Raw genomic sequence first — 22345 nt, forward strand, 5'->3', positions numbered from 1 at the left:
TGATCTTTAGTTCGCTGTTTTAGGAGTATAGAACTCTATACATTTCTGTGTATAGTAGAAGAAATGCCGATTTTCTGTAGTAAAATATTGATCAAAAGGGGGGATAAAGCGTTTTTTTATCCACTTAGATCCATTCGGTATTTCAAAGCTTGACACTTTGGGAAATAATTTGTAAGCCTTAATAGAGTTACTTGTAAAGTAACTCTATTAAGGCTTACAGTAGTATTATGCTGCGTTATTTAACCTGTTTTTTAGCTCAGTTTGAGATCGCGGTGAAAGCCTGGAAAAGAAGTTATGGCCAGTTGCATTTTCTATGGATCTAACTGTAACTCTATAATTACGCCAGTTTGAATCCAGCACATTGACATTTGGCGTATTGATGGCGATTACTTCCACATCACCTCTTTCAATCCTCGCAAGATCGTTGCCGCCTTCTGGTAGAATAACAGCGATCTTGTACACGTTCGATGGTACTGCTATGCGTCCCTGATCTATGGTGTGCGCGGTGCCATTACTTCCCGTGCCACCGGTTCCATAAGATCCCATAATGATGTACACCTCATTGCCCTGATTTACTCTTGTTCTTAGATACGACTCGAAATTACCCCACACGCCTTGATTATTGCGTGGAGCTTGTGGAATCATATTTACCATTAAAAAGGTAGCGGAATTTGCCTCGACAGAGCTCAAGCGATCTGCAGATGGACAATTATGCCCTCTATCAAACCCTGATTGAGTATAGCTATTGTGTCGCACCATATACCAATTGCTTGGAAGGCCAGAGTATCCCGCAAAGTTATTTTGCCGTCGAGCGTTAGCGGCGATTGATTTCTTATCTAAATACCAGGATACCCAATTAGGCACACCCTTGTCTGAATCGTAGGAAAGAGTGAAGTATTTCATATCAATCAGGTAGTTTTTATTGAACACCATTGCCGTTTGTGCATTGGACGGATTTCCAAGAAATAGGTTACTATTGTCTCCATTTGGAGGTTGCGCATCATTACCGGCATTTGGTGTGCCTCTTACACTTCTGGCTTCGGTAATCGCAGATGAATTTGGTAACGTAGGAGCTGCATCTTTACAGGCTTGAAATAATAAAAATACCGCAGTAAATAGGATCAAATTGTAATGTAATTTTTGTTTCATAATTATTTTTTTCTTTAAAGATAATATATGATTTATCCCGATTCAATGAATATTACTATTCTTAACAAAAGGATAATATTATGGAAGTGTGGTCTAGATTATATTTCCCGGATCATCTGTAATCAATACCTACAGCATGTTATTTTCAATGTGTCTATTTTTTTGGTTTGAAGCTGATAGATAAAACGGAGAAGAGTATAATTTACGATTAAGGCGAATTAATCATTCGCCCTAACTTTTTATGTGTTCTCCGCTCGCATGAGATGTTACGCGTCCACTCAATACCCAGTGTGTTAGACTCAACTACCAGCATTAACCCATTCTATTATGAGCTACGTCGATTGCATTGACTAAAGATAATATATTGTGCGATCCACCTTTCTGCTGAGTTACAAGAATCCATCTCAGTATCCAGATTCGGTGGGTTTAGCTAGTTTTTTACAGGGGAATAGTAGAAAACCGTATTTTCTGTTAATTGCTGATGCACTTGAGAATATTGGTGACAGGGATTTGATTGCAGACGTGTGGGTGTGAAAAAAGCCCCTCGCGATGGAGGGACTTAAGTGTTGTTGTTAATTATTGTGCGCGTGAAATTCTATTCCTTCGTACTGGTAATTATTAATATTTGTTCTTACCGGGGTAAAATAATGGTCAAAATTCCTCACATCTTGATATCTATGTATTGGTATTGTAGGAGTACCATTGGTATTGTTTGGTGTTGGGTAGGCGTAAAAATCTATATGGCTATACGTGAAGCCGCTCAAATTCTCTCTCCCTGGGTTAATCACGTGGATTATGTTATTAAATCTTTGATGATAATACCTATAAACAGGCACTGTACCCGGAGCTTGGTAACTAAAAGCATAAAAACTTATTCCTTCATTAACTGCTTGTGCCCATTCTGCACCTGGATTGAGAGCTAACCAGTGATTGTGACTTTGATTCCGCGTGGTAGGCGCATAAAGAGAATAAACAGGTACACGTCGATGAATATTTTTCACTGTGTTATTCGATAAATAATGATCTACATACCCCTTAACTTGCTGACGCTTTGTTGGGTTCGGAATAAGATCGTATATAGGAATTAAGCCATCAGGACCAAAGTCAATCAACTCGGCGTTATCCCACGTTACACTATTTTGCCAGTTATTTGTATTGATTGTAGGGTTTGATATATCCAAATTTATCTCTCCTCTTAACCCAATAGATGAATTTCCTCCCTCGGTATAGTATACTAATTTCTTTGAGAAGTTTTGATTTGCTTGACTTACGTCAACGCTATTTGCTTCTTCAACTGATGCGTTAAATACGAAGCTAGCTGAGGCTTTTATACCTGATCGAGCAGCTTCAGTCCTATTACTATTTCTAGTTTCCGATTGAAAGGTCATGTTAAATTTACCGCCTGCATATATGTCTGTCATCACATGCGTGCCATAATTCCGCACTATATACTCCGGGGACTGGCTAACTATGTCTAGCGAAAATTGAGGGCTCAAAAATTGTTGAAGAGTTTCAGGAGGCGCGTTTAGATTGATTCGTCGCTTTCTAATTAACAAATGATAGTTACCGTATACGTGCTTACCGTCGAATGAATATGACCCTTCATTTGATGAACTATAAGAAGCACTAATCGTACCGCCGAAAAGTGGAAATCCGGTTGTCGCAGAAATTTTTTGAGATACCTTCCGCGAATACTGTTCTGCATTTTCTCCATACTCTTCATAATAACGTTGACCGGAAGATGGACCGCTCACATAACGACCTTGTCCACTGGCTGATAATCTGGCTACGTCTACAACTGAATTCTTGACCGCAGATTGATTAGCATATTCGCCAGTAGCGTCATACCCGTAACCAATGTGATGATATTCTGGGTGCCTTGCACTTCGAGGGTTGGTGGAGGAACCGCCTGAAGTCTCACTGTCTGTTAGGATAGACTTTTGGCACGCTGCTGCAAATAATAATCCAGCAGAAATAGCTGCCAATTTGGCAAACTGTTTCAATTTCATAAAAAATAAGAATAAATAATAGTTTGGTGTATAATCTCCTTGATCATACCTATGACACTAAATTACCTTTTTTAATGAATAAATGAAAATTAAATTTGATTTTACCTATTTTTAAGCGAAAAAAAATATCTCTTCATGAATTTGTGTTAACCTTATTTATATATTGAATGTTATTTAGTTATTAAATTGACTTTTTTTGTTGATTTTATTAAAAATACTCATTAGGATATTATTTTATCATAAAGTTTAATTTCTCTGATCAGTTTATTTTGCTTTAGTGTGTCAATGTGAGATTACTGAGGGCGGTATAAATAAGTATCTTTACAATAGGAAGGAAGCCTCTTTTGAGGTACATCATAGTCGATAAAAAATACATATTCATGATAATGCCAGAGCGAGCTTGGAGGCCAATATGATTATTCATTCGTTGTATGCTATGTTAAGGAATTTATGAGGTCCATCCATTTAGTTACGGGTCAGGGCTCTATGATTTTGATATAAGACCATGGGACAGCTCTGGTAATATAATTAGAAATATAGAAAGTAAAATAGGTGATTGGAAGGCAGGCAATGGAACCGGTTATAGAATTCATAGATAACTAAAAAGCCGTTTAAAATAGTGTATATGATGATCATAGATAGAGCAATTAGAATATTTGCTACATTTTTGGATAATAGTTGGGAAACAGTTAATCCTTTGCTTGTTAATAGAGGTTACACCTCTGATCAAGCCTCTATAAATGATTGGCTGCAATCAAATTGGGAGCTTCTCGTTGAGAGATAAGTATTAAAAATTAATAATTATCTAGAAGCGTATGGGGAAGGTGCAGATTTCAATGGTGCGAGCAGTAGGATTACAGATCCTGATTCTCTACCCAATTTTAAGATAAAAGCTGTGCCAAAGGATGGGGGCAGTATATTTGATGTTTTAAATGATGAGGAAGTAACGCAGTCCGATTTGGTCTTTGATAGACTAACAGGATTTCGAAACGGCTTTTATACCCTAGAGCCCAAATTTCAATTTGTGTTACTCAATGACGAGACTAGAGATATAGAAAGACTTGTAAACTTAAAAGATGTGGAATTTATTCTAGAGAAGTTGTAAATCTTTATTCTGAAAATGAAGAATAAAATAACAAAGCCCAATCTTTCATCGGATTGGGCTTTGTTATGTATTGCGCATATGTTTTCCTGGCCTTGTAATCTCGGATAAGTACTATATAAGGACAAAAAATAAGCAACTCTAATTAGAGTTGCTTACCCATTACAAACTATATGTATTGATTTATTAAACAGAAAAACTCTCTCCACATGCACAAGTGCGGGAGGCATTAGGGTTATGAAACTCAAAACCTTTACCACCTAAGCCGTCTGTATAGTCCAGCTCTGTGCCTGCCAAGTACAAATATGATTTGATGTCTAGACAAATCTTTACACCATTATCCTCAAAAAACTGATCTCCTTTTTTCTCGACATTGTCGAAATCTAACTTATAGGAAAGTCCTGAACATCCACCACTCTCCACCGCAACGCGAACAAAGTACGAGCCATTGTACTGCTCATCCATTAAAATCTCATCTATTCGTGCTTTCGCTTTCTCTGTGACGGTCACCATGATATGCCTTTTTAGTATATATACAAATAACCGTAATATTTGGAAAAAAAACAATGCGATCCCGTTTGATTTGTGTCATATCATTTTCAGATCTGAATAAATTACAAGCTGCGATGTTATATTGGCTTGTTAGAGAGTGTTTTATTGTAATAATTGCAATGCAATTACGAGAATTAACGATTTTTAGTAAAATATAACGTCTTGTTTTTCGTAAATTGTTTGAAATATTTAAGGAGAGAATTTTTAGCATTTAATTGAATAAGATATGACAGCAACTTTGATCGAGAAGGAAGAGATTGAGCAATATAAATTTGTTCCTGCTGAGGTGGATCGTACAGATGAATTTGCCTCTAAATTGTCAGGGGCATTACGCCTAGGGAATGAGTTTAAATCAAAGGTAGCATTAACGTTTATGACAGAAGATGGCGCGAAACGCGTGGAAACGACGGTTTGGTCATTGACAGAGAAATACATTGTATTGAAAGCAGGGGTGTTAATACCTATGCGTTCATTGATTAACGTGAGCTATTAGATTAATTGTTACGTAATCTATCGATTCCACTACAAAACATGCATAAACTACTATTAGCCCTTGCAACAATAGGGCTTACGTCTGGCTCTTTTGCGCAAACAGACACGACCATGATGCGCGAAATCTATCGTCATTCGCTCACAAAAGGAGAAGCTTACGACGATTTACGGTATCTCACAAAAGAAATTGGCCATCGTATCGCGGGATCTGATCGAGCGGAGAAAGCAGTCCGATGGTCTGAGTCCTTAATGAAAACATTGCCATTTGATCGCGTGTACTTGCAGGATGTAACCGTTCCCTATTGGGATAGAGGAGCACCGGAAAAGGCAATTTTAGTTGGCAATAACGATACTTTGCAAGTATTGGCTTTGGGAGGTTCTATAGGCACACCTAAAGAGGGGTTGGAAGCCGAAGTGCTGGAAGTAGAATACTTGTCTGAGTTACAGGATCACGGAGAAAATGTATATGGAAAAATAGTCTTCGTAAACAAGCCTTGGGATGAATCATTGGTAGAAACCGGAATGGCCTACGGATTGAATACAGCGCAACGTAGTCGTGGCCCGGCGGAAGTAGCTAAATTTGGCGGGGTAGCCTATTTATTTCGCTCGCTTTCTTCCTCGACAAGAGATGATTTTCCACATACAGGCGGTACCCGATATGTAGAAGGAATAGATAGTATTCCAGCGATGGCTATTTCAGTGGTAAGTGCAGAACGCTTGCATACAGCGTTACAACAAAATCCAAAATCCAAAGTTTACCTGGAGCAACATGTAGGATGGAAGGGACCTGTGCAAACGCATAATGTCATTGCAGAATGGCGCGGTAGTGAGAAGCCAGATGAAATTATCACCATCGGTGGACATATCGATTCCTGGGATGTTGGCGAAGGTGCGCATGATAATGGAACGGGAACCATGGGTACGCTGGACGCGATCCGCACGTTGATGAAATTAGGCTATAAGCCAAAACATACCATTCGCTTAGTCTTTTATATGAATGAAGAAAATGGCGTACATGGTGCTACACGATATGGAGAGTTAGCAGAAGAGAATAAGGAAAAAATTATTGCTGCAATTGAAAGCGATGCCGGAGGATTTGCTCCCCGGGGTTTTGATATTAAAGCTTCCCGGGAATCTGTAGATTGGATTCAGTCAACTTGGAAACCCTTATTTGAGCAACAATATTGGGTATCTCGCTTTTTGCAGGGCAGTCCGGGCGTAGATTCGGGTATATGGGCCAAGCAATTTCCAAATACCGTCATGTTCAACTTCCGACCGGATCCACATCGTTATTTTGATTTGCATCACACCGATAAAGATGTTTTTGAAGCGGTAGACCGACGGGAACTTCAATCTGGTGTAGCAGCAATTGCCTCCTTACTATACCTGGTGGATTCACAAATAGATCAATTACCAAAATAAACCTGCAGGATGATGGAACTCATGAAGGCAATTAAATTGGATTATGCCAATAATTCCCCGCAAATTCGATGGGAAAATGTTCCTTATCCACATCCAACGGCAGAAGGACAAGTGCTTATCCGGGTAAAAGCGGCAGGAGTAAATCGACCCGATATTTTGCAACGCGATAGAATGTATACCCCTCCGGCTGATGCCTCACCAATTTTAGGGTTGGAGGTGGCCGGTGTCGTAGAACAGGTTTTTGGCGAAAGCCGATGGAGAGCTGGCGACGAAGTTTGTGCGCTTACGCACGGAGGTGGATATGCTGAATATGTGTGGGTAGATGAGCGGCACTGTTTGCCCAAGCCAGCAGGCTGGTCATTTGCAGAGGCGGCATCCTTGCCAGAAACCTACTTTACCGTTTGGTTCAATGTTTTTATGCAAGGCAAGCTTGGCAACAGTCAAAAGGAAACCTTGTTGGTCCATGCAGGAGCAAGCGGGATCGGAGTAGCCGCTATACAGATGGCAAAAGCGCTGGGACATCGTGTCGTCATTACTGCTCGTAAAGAAGAGCAGTTAAAATTATGTCAGGACATCGGTGCCGATGCGGCAATTTTGTTGGACGAACTTTGGGTAAAGAAAGTACAGGAATTGTCTGGTTCGATCCACGTCATACTGGATATGTTGGGAGAAACAACCGTTTCAGGTAATATAAAGGTATTAGGTAAGGGGGGAAGGTTGGTCTGGATCGCCTTTCTCACCGGAGCCAAAGTCACCGTGCCAATTCCACAAATTATGGAGAAACAAATCTCGTTAACCGGTAGTTTTCTTCGGCCACAATCGTTTAATGTGAAGGCGGGTATTGCAGAAGGGTTGCGTGCGCAAATCTGGCCAAAAATAGCATCTGGCGTTATAAAACCAATCGTAGAAAAGGTATTCCCTATTCAAGAGGTCGAGAAAGCACATGCCTGGCTGGAAAAAGGCGGACATGTGGGTAAGATTGTGCTGACAGTATGATTTCTAGATAAAGAAACCTCCTTAACTTGTTCTAGATCAACGGCGCAATATTTGCATTCCAATAAATCTGTTTCTCGACCAACCATAATCACCAGTTTTTAGTAGTTGATCTCAAATTTGTATATTGGTCGCATTCTACCGAATACATGCAAGAGATTTCAAACGATCACTTAAAGAGACTATGGGATCAGGTCTGTCTCCAAGACGATTTAAAATCGTTCGAGCTGCTTTTCTATCAGCTTAATAGCAATTTACTGATATTCTGCGACACCATCATTCACAATGAAGCCGCTGCGGAAGAGCTTGTGTCTGACCTATTTGTGCATGTTTGGAACAATAGGACGACGCTGCACCACGTTTTGAAGCCGCGATCCTACCTCTACGCAGCCGTTAAAAATAAAGCACTAAATTACCTCAAGCAGTTCTCACACTTGCAATTACATGTCGATCTTTCAGATACCGTCAAAGTAATTGATAGTACCGATCCAAATACGCTGCTAGAGCGTAAGGAGTTTTTTGCAAAGATTGATGGCATCATAGCACGACTACCTACACAAACGTTGCTGGTCTTTCGCTTAGTGAAAGAAGATGGGATGAAGTATGATGAGGTGGCCAAACTCTTGAACATTTCTGCACGTACCGTTCAAACACACATGCGCCTAGCTTTTCAGAAAATATCCGGTCTCTTAAAAGCTTATGTTGATCGCGATAAAGCTCGCTTATCTAATAAGTTCTATTCCATTGCGATCCTGATTTTACCTTTTTTATAAAATCTCATTTTTCTTCTACGCCTTTTTTGCAAAATTGTTGTCATACCTATGGAAAGGCTTCCTATGGCCACCTATGAAATTCCATGCAACAAGATAGATTTCAGTATTTGGCTAGCAAAAAGCTAGGGGATCAACTCAGTGCCGCAGAGGCATTGGAGTTCGATGCGCTTTTGCTCCAATATCCCGATCTGCTTCTAGAGTACAAGTTACTGGAGCACTACTGGTCGGACAAGCATAGTCAAAATCGCCGTGATCGCGAGCTCTTTCAAAAAGTATTGCAACGCATCGACCATCAGCCACCTCGGCGAAGAAGTCGTTTGGTGAAGTTCATTCTTCCGATCGGACTAGCTGCCAGTTTGATACTGGCGATAGGTCTATTTGTTTTCTATAATGCTGGGCCAGCAGAGCAAAAATTTGTAGCCGATCGTAAACAACAGAAAGTCATATTAGACGATGGTACAGAAGTGATATTGAATTATAAAAGCACACTCTACTATCCGGATAAATTCGACAAAGATGTACGGCAAGTTACCATCGTAGGTGAAGCGTTCTTTCGTGTAGCAAAAGAACAGGATAGGCCATTCATCGTGAACACGCAGCATGCGCTATTAAAGGTTTTGGGTACCAGCTTTAACGTACGCGCGTATCCAGATGAAACAATCACCGAAGCCAGCTTGATTGAAGGCGTGTTGGAAGTGACTGCTACGCATAAAAAAGCAAAACCCATTTTATTGCGTCCATCTGATAAGGTCATCATTTCCAATCAGCCAGCAAAGCGGCCCGATGCCCGTAACAATGTACTCGCCCAAAAAGCCAAAATAACTTTCCTCAAACCGACCGATGTACAAGCCATGGAGACGACTTGGTTAGAAAATAAATTAGTCTTTAAGGATCAGACGTTTGCCGATTTAGCCAAAGTATTAGAAAGAAAATATGACATACGCTTGGAGTTTAAAGAGGCCAAACTCGCTAAGATGCGATTTACTGCACGATTCGAACAAGAAAGCCTGGAAGAAATTCTAGCAGCATTGCAATTGGCGGCATCATTTCAATATCAAGTCGATGATAACCAGATTACCATAACCAAATACTAAAAAAACCTAGTCAAAATGAGTAGTTCAAAACAACCTACATAAATGGTGAAAGCTGCCAGGCAGCTTCCACCTAATCACTGTGAATAAACAAGAATCGGGACAGCATTTGCCGATGCCGTCCTTTATCCAATTTGTATTAAATTTATGATTTTTTTTCAACACCCAAGTGGTGCTTTTAGAAGGCATGGACTTTTTAAAAAGCTTATGACCATGAAGTTGATTGTGTTTTTTATGCTATTGCTGCATCTACAGAGTTATGCCAAGGTGCATGCACAGAACAAGATCACGATGCAGCATCGATCCATCTCTATTACAGCGCTTTTAAACACACTCGAATCCAAAACAGACTACCGCTTTGTGTTCAATCAAGATGCTTTAGCGAGCAAGGGAACGGTGAACATCAATGCCAAAAATGAGTCTGTCATCAACGTTTTGAAAAAGGTGCTGGGCGCTAAAGGCATTTCATTTACAGAAATGGAAAATAACTTGATCGTGATCAACAATCCTGCATCGCAGCAGCGCGTTTCGGGCGAAGTAAAAGACACGGAAGGCAATCCCTTAGTAGGCGTAAGCGTACGTATAAAGGGCACCGACCGAGGTACTTCGACTGATCAGAATGGCCAGTATAATTTAGAAGTAGCTACCGGCGAAACATTGACCTTCTCGTTTATTGGGTTTCTACCTACGGAAGTGCGGTATACCGGACAGCAAACTATCCAAACCGTACTAGAAGTTGCGGCCGAAGGATTAGATGAAATTGTAGTAGTAGGATACGGTACACAGCGAAAAGTCAACCTAACAGGTTCGGTATCTACTGTAAAATCCGAAGATATTAACAGACAGGTAGTTGGCCAGGCCACACAAGCATTGCAAGGACTTTCTGCCGGGCTTACTGTAACTACGAATAGCGGTCAACCAGGTCGCGATCAAGGTATGCTAAATATCAGAGGTATGGGCACATTGAATGACAGTAGCCCTTTAATATTGGTAGATGGAATACGTTACGATAACTCGATCAGCCTAAACGATATAGATGCCAATGATATCGAAAACATCTCGGTATTGAAAGATGCGGCCGCTGCATCTATTTATGGTGTTCGTGCCGCAAACGGCGTAATCCTGGTGACCACCAAAAGAGGTGCACAAGGCGGTACGCAAGTGTCGTATGGTAACTATTTTGGCTGGCAGGAAGCGATTCGCACACCAGACTTTGTGGGCGCGCAATCGTTTATGCAATTGGTGAACCAGATGAACACCAATGCGGGTAACACGCCGGTGTACAATCAAGACCGTATCAATGCATACAATGATCCAAATCGAGATATGAACCAGTTTCCAGACAATTACTGGTTTGGCGATATCCTCACTGGCTCTGGCTTCCAGCAAAAGCATAGTATGTCCTTGGCTGGTGGAAATGAAAAGAATAAATACCGTTTCTCTGCCAACTACTTTGATCAGGCGGGTCTGATTAAAAACATGGATTTCAACCGTCTCACCATTCGTTTGAATACGGATTTTAAGATTTCCGAAAAATTGAATTTTAACGCAGACATTTCTGGTCGATTATCCGGTCGAAATGAACCGCAGGCAGCCGCTGGTTCAGCCTGGTTTCAATTTGGTCAGGCTTCCAGAATTAATCCATTGGAATCTGCTAAAGATGAAAATGGTAACTGGCGCGCGCTACGTGGAGAACACAACGTACTGCGTTTGCAAGAAGAAGGAGGCATATTTTCTAATAATGACCGTTTGTTTACCACCAATTTCAGGTTGAATTACCTGCCGGTAGAAGGGTTGATGCTGAGCGCCGTTGCATCCAATAATTTTCAGAATCAATACCTCACCAATCATTCGAAGCGTTTTAACTATGTGAATGCGTCATCGCCCATCGGCCGTGATCAAATCACGAAGAATGCAATCGGTTACATCAATCAGAATTATCAGGGTTTAGCAGAATATACCAAAGTGATCAATGATCACGATTTCAAGTTTTTGGGCGGTGCATCTTATTTAGGGCAACGTACAGATGACTTGTTGGGTACACGGTTCGACATGCCTAACAATAACCTAACTGAGATCGATGCTGGATCGGAAGCTTCGCAGTTGGCAAGAGGTACAGCGCGTGAATACACGTTGATATCTTTCTTCGGAAGAGTAAATTATGCATTTAAAGGCAAATACCTTTTAGAAGCCAATCTTCGTCGCGACGGATCTTCCCGCTTCTCGAACGGGCAACGTTGGGGTTGGTTCCCATCTGCATCCGTAGGATGGCGCGTATCCGAAGAAGCATTTATGCAGGATGTTCGCTTTGTACAAGACTTAAAAATCCGTGCATCGTACGGGCGTTTGGGTAACGATGCCATTGGCGATTATCCTTATCAGTCTAATTATATCTTACGCAGTTATCCATTTGGCGGTGTCCTCAATCCAAGTACAGGGTTGCAGATTTATCCTAATTCTGGACTTACCTGGGAAACGACCGATATTGCCAATTTGGGATTGGACTTTACCTTGTTTAACCGCTTGAATGTAACCCTAGATATATTCGACAAACAAACGAATGATATCTTATTGCAATTGCCGATCCCAGAAGCGGTAGGATTGGAAGCGAGTTTCCAGAATGCAGCTTCGGTACGCAATAGAGGTTGGGAACTCTCGCTCAACTATAACCAACCCGTTAACGAAGATTTCCGCTTCAATGTAGCATTGAATCTTTCTGACGTACGTAATGAAATTCTAGATTTAAAAGGAACCGATTACAATGCAACAGATGGTAATGGATTAAATATTGGAAACTATGTAGGTCGCCCTATTGGTTCATACTATGGTTATCTGGTAGACGGAATTTATCAGAATGATGCACAAGTAGCTGGTTCTACCACCTTGTCTGGACAGGTTGGTCCAGGCGACTTGATCTACCGCGATATTAATGGAGATGGTGTTTTCGATAACACGAATGACTTTGCCTATTTGGGTAGCAATATCCCACGCTTCAACTACGGTTTAACATTAGGAGCTAACTATAAAGGTTTTGACTTTAGCGCTTTCTTCCAAGGCGTCGCTAAGGTAGATATCAATACGTTGAATCTGGAAAGAGCGCCCATCAATCAGGATGGCAACTTCCGCTCGGCCTGGTTAGACGCCTGGACCACAGACAACGCTGGTTCGGCCTATCCACGTTTGGTGCCATACCAGACTAACTACCAACCTTCTGATTTCTGGGTGCAAAGTGGTGCATACGTTCGCCTTAAGAATGTCACTATTGGTTACAAGCTACCTAAAAGCGTCATAGGAAATTCTTTCATTAGCAATCTGCGTCTGTTTGCAGGAGCGCAGAACTTGTTTACTATCACGTCGCTTCCAAAAGATTTAGACCCAGAGTCGCCAAATGACAATCGTTTTTACCCGCAGGTGCGTACCATATCCTTCGGACTTAACGCTAATTTTTAATCGTACAATTAAATCAACATGATCAGAAAAAAAATAACATATAGCCTGGCGGGGCTTCTCCTAATGATCTCTTGCAACGATCAGTTGGATAGACAGCCGCTGGATTCTTTAGGTAATACCACTTATTGGACAAACACAGCAGATGCGGAGCGTTCGGTGAATGATGTGTACCGATTCTTAGGTTCAGATGAGCGCTTTTTTATGTCTTGTGCTACAGACGATAGTTATTCTTGGAGCAACTGGCCCGTAGATATCCAATTTGCTGCCAATGGCAGTGCTACACCAAATACGGATGTCTTTCTTAAAAATTGGCGATACATGTACCAGATGATTGCCAAGGCGAATGATGTATTGGACAACATAGATCGGGTACCTAATATGGATCCCACAGTGAAAGCAGAATTAATTGGTGAAGCTCGTTTTTTACGTGCCTTTGCGTATCAGCAACTTACCGGATTATACGGTGATGTCGTTTTATATACTACAACGCCAAGTCCAGAAGAATTTCAGATAGCCAAGACACCAAAGAGTGAAATCGTTGCGTTTGTGATAAACGAATTGACGGAAATTACAGAGAGCTTACCAATTACGCGAGAAAGTGCTAAGCAAGGTAGAGCCACTAGAGGCGCTGTGCTTGCGCTAAAAGCGCGTACCTTGTTGTATAGCGGCCAGTGGCTGGAAGCCGCAGCTGCAGCGCAACAGGTGATGGATTTGGGCGTGTATACGATCGACAACAATTACCTAAGCCTTTTCAACGGAACAAATGAGAATAGTACAGAGATTATTCTTTCTGCTCGCTATTTGGAAAATACCTATCCTAATGCCAATGCCACTTGGATTGGCGGGCCGAGTTTAGCAGGTTGGGGACAAATTGTTCCGCTACGCGGATTGGTAGATGCATACGAATGTACCGACGGACAAACGATTGACGTTTCTCCATTGTACGATCCAGCAGCGCCATTTGCCAATCGTGACCCCCGGTTAGGACTCACTATTGTAACACCGGGTACACCAGTAAATGGCGTGACCATTGACGTGACCAACCCCAATTCACCAGATGCACTGGGCAAGTCTAACGCATCGTTCTCCGGTTATTATTATAGAAAAGCTGTACCAGCGAATATCTCCGGTGAATGGGATCGTAGTGCAGGAGCTGATGTGATGATCATGCGGTATGCCGAAGTATTATTGACGTATGCTGAAGCAAAGATCGAATCAGGACAAATCGATCCTTCTGTATACGCTGCCATTAATCAGGTGCGGCAGCGGACAGGTGTTAATATGGTTGCGGCTACGCCTGCTACTCATCCAGATCAACAGGCATTGCGTGCATTAGTGCGTCGAGAGCGTCATGTTGAATTTCCAGTAGAAGACAATCGCCTGTTCGACATCCGCCGATGGGGCATCGCAGAAAACGTGATGCAAGGCGTAGCGCAAGGGATATTTAATAATTACGATTCTTCTCGTGGCGATTTCAACAACTATGTCACGGTAGAACGTCGTACTTTCAATCCTGGGCGGGATTACCTTTGGCCTATCCCAGCCAATGAGCTTATCTTCAATACGCAGCTTACACAAAACAGCGGTTGGTAATTGAATCGGTAAGTAAAAACTCAGAAAGCCTCCACTTATGTGGGGGCTTTCGTATTTAGTATCGCTTGCTTAACACAGTTAGCGTAGTTCCGAACTAGATAACCACGTTGCGTATGATCTCCTTTGCATACTCAGCATGGCACTATGGCACTTTCAAATTAACCTTTATTCCGGCGCAGTGCACAGCCAATCACCAGTGCGATGGTAGCACATACCGCGGCTTTCTTCAACATTCCTTTTGGATTGTGTTTCCATTCTGTCGCCAAACCGCGTTCGGCTACTATATTAGGAATATATCCTTTTGTCAAATCTTCGACAAGACCTTCCCAAACCTGAATTCGATCGGCCATGAGTAGGGGTATCCAATGTCGTACCTTGTCTTCGCTGTGCTTAAAAGCATATCGCCTGATCGCTCCGCTCAATCCGCTGGGAGGTACGGTCGCCCCGAATACACGCGAGGGCTCCGGTCGTTCCAGCGATTGCAGTAGCTCTACACTCTGCTTCTGCTGTGGGGCACGTTCGTAGTTGCTACGCTTGTGATCATCACCCGTATATTCTTTCATAGGATACGTCGGTTCATTTTTCGGATCTGCATCCATTCCCCAACCGGGGATATCTTTATAATTTTCTGTATTAGAAGTCATAGTTCACTATTTTGTAGAAGGAATTAATACTGTTTTGATACAATTATCGAGCTTAGAAGAGAATAGGCGATAGGCGTCTCCCACTTCTTCCAGTGGTACACGATGTGTAATTAATTCTTTCGGATTTAAACGTCCTGATTGCACATGATCGATCAACTTAGGAAGCAGGCGTTTTACAGATGCCTGATTGGCACGAATGGTCAATCCTTTGTTCAGCACATTGCCTACCGGTATCATATTGAATGGCGGTCCATATACGCCCACAATAGACACAATGCCTCCTTTTTTGACAGAGTTGATTGCCCATTGCAATGCGGTGGCAGCACCCGCCTGCATCATGATTTTTCTTCCTGTAAATGTTTGTAGTGTATTGCCATCGGCTTCGCACCCCACAGCATCAATACACACATCGGCACCATACCAGTCCGTGATTTTTTTGATAAATAGTACCGGATCTTCCATGTCTTTGAAGTTATAGGCTTCGCATTTTGCGTAATTCTGAGCGAACTCCAGGCGGTAATCAATCTGATCAATAATGATCACACGGGAAGGACCAAAAAACCAAGCGCATCGGGCCGCCATAATACCAATTGGTCCGGCACCAAATACCACGACCGTATCGCCTTTTTTTATACCACCCATTTCGGCCGCCTGGTATCCTGTAGGTACCACATCAGTTAAGAGCACTGCATCATCCGGATCCATATCTGCTGGAATCACCGTTGGCCCCACATCAGCATAGGGCACGCGCACGTATTCGGCTTGGCCGCCATCAAATCCTCCAGCGGTATGCGAATAGCCAAATATAGAACCTACCGCAGTAGACATGGTATTGGTCTCATGGCAATTACCGTAAAGACCTTGTTTGCAAAAGTTGCATCGACCACAGGCAATGTTAAAAGGAACCAATACCTGATCACCAACTTTCAAATTTTGTACTAAGGGTCCTACTTCTTCGACCACTCCGGTAAATTCGTGACCAAACGTAGATCCGACTCGGGTGTCGGGTACCATACCATGGTACAGATGAAGATCTGATCCGCAAATGCAGGATCTCGTAACGCGTATAATGGCGTCTTCTGGATGCTGGATTTCCGGCATGGGTTTCTGTTCAGCTCGGACCCGATAAGGGCCTCTATAGTTCATTGCTAACATAGGCTTATGTTTTACGTTGTTTCCAACTTGATGAGATGTTGTTTGTACCACAAGTTGCATCACAGATTGTTTTGATAGCGTGCGTAACACGTAGAAAGCCTCCACGGAGAGGAGGCTTTCTACGTGGAGGCTGTTAGAATTACGTCAATCGTTATGTTTTCGAACGATAACATTAATTTTTTAGAGGCTTCCCTTCACTTGAGGGTATCATTATGGCGGAGTTGAGGGGCACTAACTGCTCACGATATAGATAACAGTTGAGGTTCAAGAAGCCAGATGATTCTGTCTTGAATACTCGTAATGTATTTAGGTCTACTGTTGTTTATCGTCTGGATCACAACCCATACCACAAAAGCTAAAGGTATTGTATTCGTCGTAGGCGGCGCCTAGCTTTCCGAAAATCGTAATGATCCGGTCAATACGTACAAGCGTTCCGCTGTCTGTGGTAACAAACATGCCCGAACCCTGGTCTCCGATCAACTCCATTACTTGCCCGGTTGTCTCTTCCACACGATTCTTTGGGTCAAAATAGAATATTTTACCGCTCGCTTTATTGCTGATCAATTGTTCAATGATCTCCCTGTATTCGCTAGCAACAGGAAGGTAGGATAAGTCGTATGCATCGTGCTGATTTTCCATTTTTGTATGTGAATAGTGAACCTGAAATAAACAGTACAAAGTTTATCAATTTATGTTTTGTCTACATACCGATCCTTCTCACGATAACGTCATATTGTATCTACTCCGTGCACAGATACCAGAAATTATGTTGTAAATTTAAATTATGAGCAACGGGAAGAGAAATAATGGATTTGTTTTCAAGCAGTATGAAGCTCCCTTTCAGACACCCTTCGATAAGCTTTTTGATATATTTAAGGAACTGATCACACATACTTCCGGGGATTTTGATGAAGCGATCGACTGGTTGAGGCAGCTAGACAAAGAATTTAAACTGACTACGCCAGAATACACGGTGGATGATTTTATAGAAGACCTGAAGAACAAAGGATACATTCAGGAGCGTCCTGACTTGGGAGGCAACGGTGTGGGGATTACCTCCAAGATGGAAAAAGCCTTACGACAGAATGCGTTGGAACAGATTTTTGGAAAGATGCGAAAAGGCATTTCCGGCAATCATAAGACCAAATATAGTGGTCAGAGTGATGAAAATACGGGCGATCTACGAAATTACCAGTACGGCGACAGCTTGGATAAGATTTCAATGACCGAAAGCCTTAAGAATGCGCAGGTAAACCATGGAATCGGTGAATTTAACCTGTCAGAAAATGATCTGGTGGTAGAAGATACGCAATTCAAATCGCAGATGAGTACTGTGTTGATGATTGACATTAGCCATAGCATGATTTTGTATGGAGAAGATCGTATCACCCCAGCCAAAAAAGTCGCCATGGCGCTATCGGAGCTTATCTTAACACGGTATCCGAAAGATTCCTTAGATGTAATCGTTTTTGGTAATGATGCCTGGCCAATAGCTATTAAAGATTTACCGTACTTGCAGGTCGGGCCTTTTCACACCAATACCGTTGCTGGCGTACAGCTGGCGCTCGATATTCTGCGGCGGAAACGCCATGCCAACAAGCAGATCTTTATGATTACAGATGGCAAGCCAAGTTGTCTAAATATGCCAGACGGCACCTACTACAAAAACCCGATGGGTTTGGATCCGATTATTACCAGCAAATGCTACAGCATGGCCGCCCAAGCGCGCAAGTTGGGTATTCCAATCACGACCTTCATGATTACCTCAGATCCTTATCTGCAAGAATTTGTGGATGAATTTACGGCTTCCAATCATGGCAAAGCTTATTACACCGGTTTGGGCGATCTAGGCGAGATGATATTTTCGGATTATGAAGACAATCGGAAGAAACGTATCCGATAGAAATAGTACGGCTTTAAGCCATAAGTAGTATAAGCGCATGCTTATTAAATGAACACACTAAACACGATAATTAAGTTCCATGAATTATACAGAAATTAACACTTTTGGTGCATTAAAGAAAGCGAACTATACGCCTAAACATATCAAGGAGGAGTTACGCCAGAATTTAATGGAGAAAATAAGAAAAGGTGAAACAGTCTTTGAAGGCGTGCACGGCTACGAAGATACCGTGATTCCCGAATTAGAGCGAGCGATCCTCTCAAAACACAACATCAACCTACTTGGTTTGCGCGGGCAGGCAAAGACGCGTTTGGCACGTTTGATGATCAATCTATTGGACGAATATATCCCTGTGGTCGCCGGATCGGAGATCAATGATGATCCTTTTGAGCCGATCTCTCGCTACGCGGTAGATCAATTGCAGCAGCATGGAGACGATACCCCTATTACTTGGCTACATCGGAGTGAGCGATTTGCAGAGAAATTGGCTACGCCGGATGTCACCGTAGCAGATCTGATCGGCGACGTGGATCCTATCAAGGCGGCTAACCTGAAGTTGAATTATGCTGACGACCGCGTGATCCACTTTGGTATGATTCCTCGCGCGAATCGTTGCATATTTGTGATTAATGAGCTGCCCGATCTGCAAGCCAGAATTCAGGTCGCATTATTCAATATCTTACAAGAGGGCGATATCCAGATCCGCGGTTTTAAGCTGCGCTTGCCATTGGATATACAATTTATATTTACCGCCAATCCCGAAGATTATACGAATCGCGGCAGCATCGTTACACCGTTGAAAGACCGGATTGGCTCGCAAATCCTCACGCATTATCCGACCTCTGTAGCTATTGCCAAACGTATCACCGAGCAGGAAGCCGGATTGGAAAGTGCGCAGAAAGAACAGATTTATGTGCCGGAATTGGCACGTGATCTACTCGAACAGATCAGTTTTGAAGCGAGAGAAAGTGAATTTATTGATGCGAAAAGTGGGGTGAGTACTCGGATGGGAATTACGGCATTCCAAAACTTATTAAGTGCCGCCGAATTACGCTTGCTACGGAGTGGCGATAGCGCTACAGCAATTCGTCTTAGCGATTTTATGGGAATTATTCCTGCCATCACCGGAAAGGTAGAGCTCGTGTACGAAGGCGAGCAGGAAGGTGCCGCCACAGTAGCCATTCAATTGATAGAAAGTGCCGTAAAAACCTTGTTCACCACACTATTTCCGAAAGTGGAAAAACTAGAGCGCGAAAACCAACGGTATCCGTACGATGATATCGTACGTTGGTTCTCTGAATCGGATGGCATCCATTTATCTGATGAGGCCAATGACGCGGATTACCGGGAACAATTGGATCAGGTAAAGCCTTTGCAACAGCTGCTGACACAATATCAACCAGATACGAAGCCCGAAGATATCTATTTCCTGAGTGAATTCTTGCTGTGGGGACTCACGCTGAACAATAAGTTGAGCAAGTACCGTTCGGGCAAAGGCTCACAATTTGAGGATAATTTTCATGGATACCTTCGGGATAAGATTTAAATAGCGACTAGCTTTTTCTTTGTTGTCTTCTTTGGGTTTTTCTTTTTACGTTTGCCCCACCACACATAAAAGCCGGTAACCGGCAGCGTAGCACAAATCAGGCTGGCCACGAAATAGAGAATTTTGGTGGTCAGCCCTCCGATATAGCCCGTGTGTAAGCCAAAGTTAGCGCGGGAAATCCATTCTGCGGTTTTGGCTTCGCCAATAGGTTGCTGAGAGGTGGGAAGTAATTCCAACGTATAGCGATCAAAGCGTAAATCCCGCCAGCTGCCATCCTGCATATCGGTGCAAGCATAGACGACGTCTTCGTCTTCTTCCGGGATGTGTATGATCACTGCATCTTTATTTTTTAGAGCAATTTCAGTACGTACTTTATACCAGATAGAATCGGCAGTAGCTAGTGCGTTTATCTTTTGCCGATATGTTTCAGGTTGTACTACTTCCGTTTTACGGGGAGATCTTGGATAACCTCCGGCCAGGTCAATCACCGACTTGCGTAGCCAAGGGAACGACATCATCATGGCGGTAAAGGCCATCACCAGCGCCAAAATGAGAGAATAAAAGCCCAGCACATTGTGTAAATCATAGTTGATGCGCTTCCATTTCGTTTTCCAGTTGATCGTGAAGCTTTGCCTAACCATGCGCTTGCTCCAACGCTTCGGCCACCAAAGTATCAAGCCGGATAGAGTGATCACAAAAAATAGCAACGTTCCCCAACCGACAATAGGCCGACCGATTTCTGTTGGCATCCAGAGATGACGATGCCCTTCGTCCATGAAATGAAAGAAATCCTCATGATCTACCTCCGCTATGATCTGCGCATTGTACGGATTTACATACATCAAAGTATCTCCATGGTTGATGCCAATTTTAATTGGCTTACGATGACCGTAGTACCAGAAGCTTTCCAACTCTTTATCTGGATAAATGTTTTTAATTTTTTGGTAAACTACACTGGGGGCTAATAGTTCAGTTTGCTGTGGGTGATCAGGAGATGCGCTATAGAGCCAAGAGTATTTAATTTCCTCTTCGAAAACCAAGGCGCAGCCCGTGATAGATAGAATAACGACTACAATACCCGATATCAATCCAAGCCATAAGTGTAGCCAGGCATTTATTTTTAATACTATTTTTTTCATGCTAACAATATCTCTTCAGGAAAAGCTGGTCAAAAAAATATCTTCCTGCCATTTGGTGTAGCAGGAAGATACGGATGTAGATGTAGGGTTTTATTTCAATCTGTACAACATAGGCGTGTCTCCGTCGGCACCGTCGATACGTGCACCACGAGTTAGCTTATCGGTGTTGGAGTCGTATTCCCAGATGTATACCCCATCTGCTTTAGGATCATTCACCGCGATATAGGCTTTGCCATTGTGCACTACGCCAGATCTGGAGTTACCCACTAACGGGAAGTCCAATTTCTTGACTACTTGCTGTGTATTGACATCAATGATTAAATATTCCCACATAGCAGCATACCACCAGTCATTGAACTCTTTAATATTGTTTTGTGTATCGTGTGCACTGATCAGCATTGCTTTGCCGTTACCAATGTAACTTACGCCTAATTGGTTATCGCCACCGCGCTGCGCGCTGATATTGAAGAAATAGTTCGGATCTAATTTGTATTCGCCATCTTTCACGCGATACACACCGGTAGGCAAGCTCGCTTTACCACCGCCTAGCACAGGCATCGGGATCGTTAGGATATACGTATAACCATTGTCACGGAAATTGCTGAAATAGGAGTTGCGTACTGTACCTAATGGTGCTGAGCGGGAGTCTTCTCCGGTTACTTCTAAGTTAGACAAGCTTGGGTAATCCAATACCGCAGTATATGATTTATCGTAGTGCACTTGCGTTTGCTCATTGTACAATCCGTAACCAATAAACAGCTTATTGCCTTGAGGCAACACCGAAAATACACGCCTGCTATGGTTGGCCGGAATACCGGTTTTATCGAATTCACCACTTTTGGTGACTTCCATTTTCTCGACATCCACTACGGCGTAAAAATTATTAGAACGCGCGCCGAACATCAGTTCGGTCTCGCTTAACCAAGCATGCCAGCCTAGGTATAGGGTTGGTAATTGCGAGAAGGGGATTTCACGAATCGTCTTTAGTACCCCATTTTCAAAGCGGTATTTGCCGAATTTGTTTGCATCTGGGTTTACATGATAGATATCCCGTCCTTTTTGCATTAGATTCTCTTCCCAAGTTAGGATTTCTGAAACATTGGTTCCTTTTCCAACAGGAGATATCACACCACTCATTAAGTCTTCAATTGGCAGCATATAGCGACCGTTGTCGGTGCCGACAATCACAGCAAATTCCGGATCGACTACATCGTCTGTCGTAGGGTTATCATCACTGCAAGAAGTAACGGTGAAGCCAAGCGTCGCTACAGCTAGTGCCACGCTCCAAGCCCATTTTTTCGTGGGTTCTAAATTGATCATATCAAACATGTT

Annotated in this window: 17 protein-coding genes; 9 read left to right on the forward strand and 8 right to left on the reverse strand. The window is 42.6% G+C overall.

Annotated features, from left to right (window positions below; translation table 11 throughout):
• Positions 1-225: 225 nt before the first annotated feature.
• The 3 genes from M8998_RS02605 to M8998_RS02615 all read right to left on the reverse strand — a co-directional run bounded on the left by M8998_RS02605 (position 226) and on the right by M8998_RS02615 (position 4773).
• Positions 226-1149 (reverse strand): DNA/RNA non-specific endonuclease, encoded by a 924-nt coding sequence (locus M8998_RS02605; RefSeq protein WP_249990434.1) that lies wholly within the window; start codon positions 1147-1149, stop codon positions 226-228.
• Positions 1150-1721: 572 nt separating this feature from the next.
• On the reverse strand, positions 1722-3158 hold the full coding sequence (locus tag M8998_RS02610) for an MAC/perforin domain-containing protein (protein WP_249990435.1): 1437 nt from the start codon (positions 3156-3158) through the stop codon (positions 1722-1724).
• A 1288-nt stretch (positions 3159-4446) separates the two neighbouring features.
• Positions 4447-4773, reverse strand: coding sequence for a HesB/IscA family protein (locus M8998_RS02615; protein ID WP_249990436.1), 327 nt, complete (start codon positions 4771-4773; stop codon positions 4447-4449).
• Between the two features lie 265 nt (positions 4774-5038).
• Here M8998_RS02615 and M8998_RS02620 point away from each other — a divergent pair, with 265 nt between their 5' ends.
• From M8998_RS02620 to M8998_RS02650, 7 genes are all read left to right on the forward strand, one after another.
• Complete coding sequence (locus tag M8998_RS02620) at positions 5039-5305, forward strand: hypothetical protein (RefSeq protein ID WP_249990437.1); 267 nt, start codon at positions 5039-5041, stop codon at positions 5303-5305.
• Between the two features lie 38 nt (positions 5306-5343).
• The gene (locus M8998_RS02625; RefSeq protein WP_249990438.1) at positions 5344-6726 is read left to right on the forward strand and encodes a M20/M25/M40 family metallo-hydrolase; all 1383 of its coding nucleotides are present in this window, start codon (positions 5344-5346) and stop codon (positions 6724-6726) included.
• A gap of 9 nt (positions 6727-6735) precedes the next feature.
• Positions 6736-7722: an NAD(P)H-quinone oxidoreductase gene (locus M8998_RS02630; protein WP_249990439.1), complete on the forward strand. Its 987-nt coding sequence runs from the start codon at positions 6736-6738 to the stop codon at positions 7720-7722.
• A gap of 146 nt (positions 7723-7868) precedes the next feature.
• Complete coding sequence (locus M8998_RS02635) at positions 7869-8492, forward strand: sigma-70 family RNA polymerase sigma factor (protein WP_249990440.1); 624 nt, start codon at positions 7869-7871, stop codon at positions 8490-8492.
• Between the two features lie 83 nt (positions 8493-8575).
• Positions 8576-9586, forward strand: coding sequence for a FecR family protein (locus M8998_RS02640; protein WP_249990441.1), 1011 nt, complete (start codon positions 8576-8578; stop codon positions 9584-9586).
• A 210-nt stretch (positions 9587-9796) separates the two neighbouring features.
• The gene (locus M8998_RS02645; RefSeq protein WP_249990442.1) at positions 9797-13033 is read left to right on the forward strand and encodes a SusC/RagA family TonB-linked outer membrane protein; all 3237 of its coding nucleotides are present in this window, start codon (positions 9797-9799) and stop codon (positions 13031-13033) included.
• An 18-nt stretch (positions 13034-13051) separates the two neighbouring features.
• Positions 13052-14626, forward strand: a complete 1575-nt coding sequence (locus M8998_RS02650; protein WP_249990443.1) for a RagB/SusD family nutrient uptake outer membrane protein — start codon at positions 13052-13054, stop codon at positions 14624-14626.
• Between the two features lie 158 nt (positions 14627-14784).
• Here the strand turns inward: M8998_RS02650 and M8998_RS02655 are convergent, their stop codons facing one another.
• From M8998_RS02655 to M8998_RS02665, 3 genes are all read right to left on the reverse strand, one after another.
• The gene (locus tag M8998_RS02655; protein WP_249990444.1) at positions 14785-15270 is read right to left on the reverse strand and encodes a hypothetical protein; all 486 of its coding nucleotides are present in this window, start codon (positions 15268-15270) and stop codon (positions 14785-14787) included.
• A gap of 6 nt (positions 15271-15276) precedes the next feature.
• The gene (locus tag M8998_RS02660) at positions 15277-16416 is read right to left on the reverse strand and encodes a zinc-dependent alcohol dehydrogenase (RefSeq protein WP_249990445.1); all 1140 of its coding nucleotides are present in this window, start codon (positions 16414-16416) and stop codon (positions 15277-15279) included.
• A 321-nt stretch (positions 16417-16737) separates the two neighbouring features.
• Entirely contained in the window at positions 16738-17064 is a 327-nt protein-coding gene (locus tag M8998_RS02665; protein WP_249990446.1) for a hypothetical protein, read from the reverse strand.
• A 145-nt stretch (positions 17065-17209) separates the two neighbouring features.
• Between M8998_RS02665 and M8998_RS02670 the strand changes: the two genes are divergently transcribed.
• Positions 17210-18328: a vWA domain-containing protein gene (locus tag M8998_RS02670; protein ID WP_249990447.1), complete on the forward strand. Its 1119-nt coding sequence runs from the start codon at positions 17210-17212 to the stop codon at positions 18326-18328.
• Between the two features lie 79 nt (positions 18329-18407).
• Positions 18408-19874: a MoxR family ATPase gene (locus tag M8998_RS02675; RefSeq protein WP_249990448.1), complete on the forward strand. Its 1467-nt coding sequence runs from the start codon at positions 18408-18410 to the stop codon at positions 19872-19874.
• Here M8998_RS02675 and M8998_RS02680 read toward each other — a convergent pair.
• Together M8998_RS02680 and M8998_RS02685 are read right to left on the reverse strand one after the other, a co-directional pair.
• Positions 19871-21013, reverse strand: a complete 1143-nt coding sequence (locus M8998_RS02680; RefSeq protein WP_249990449.1) for a PepSY-associated TM helix domain-containing protein — start codon at positions 21011-21013, stop codon at positions 19871-19873. The genes M8998_RS02675 and M8998_RS02680 overlap by 4 nt on opposite strands.
• 90 nt (positions 21014-21103) lie before the next feature.
• Positions 21104-22333, reverse strand: coding sequence for a DUF4374 domain-containing protein (locus tag M8998_RS02685; RefSeq protein WP_249990450.1), 1230 nt, complete (start codon positions 22331-22333; stop codon positions 21104-21106).
• Positions 22334-22345: the final 12 nt, after the last annotated feature.

Source organism: Sphingobacterium sp. lm-10 (genome assembly GCF_023554555.1).
Classification (GTDB): Bacteria; Bacteroidota; Bacteroidia; order Sphingobacteriales; family Sphingobacteriaceae; genus Sphingobacterium.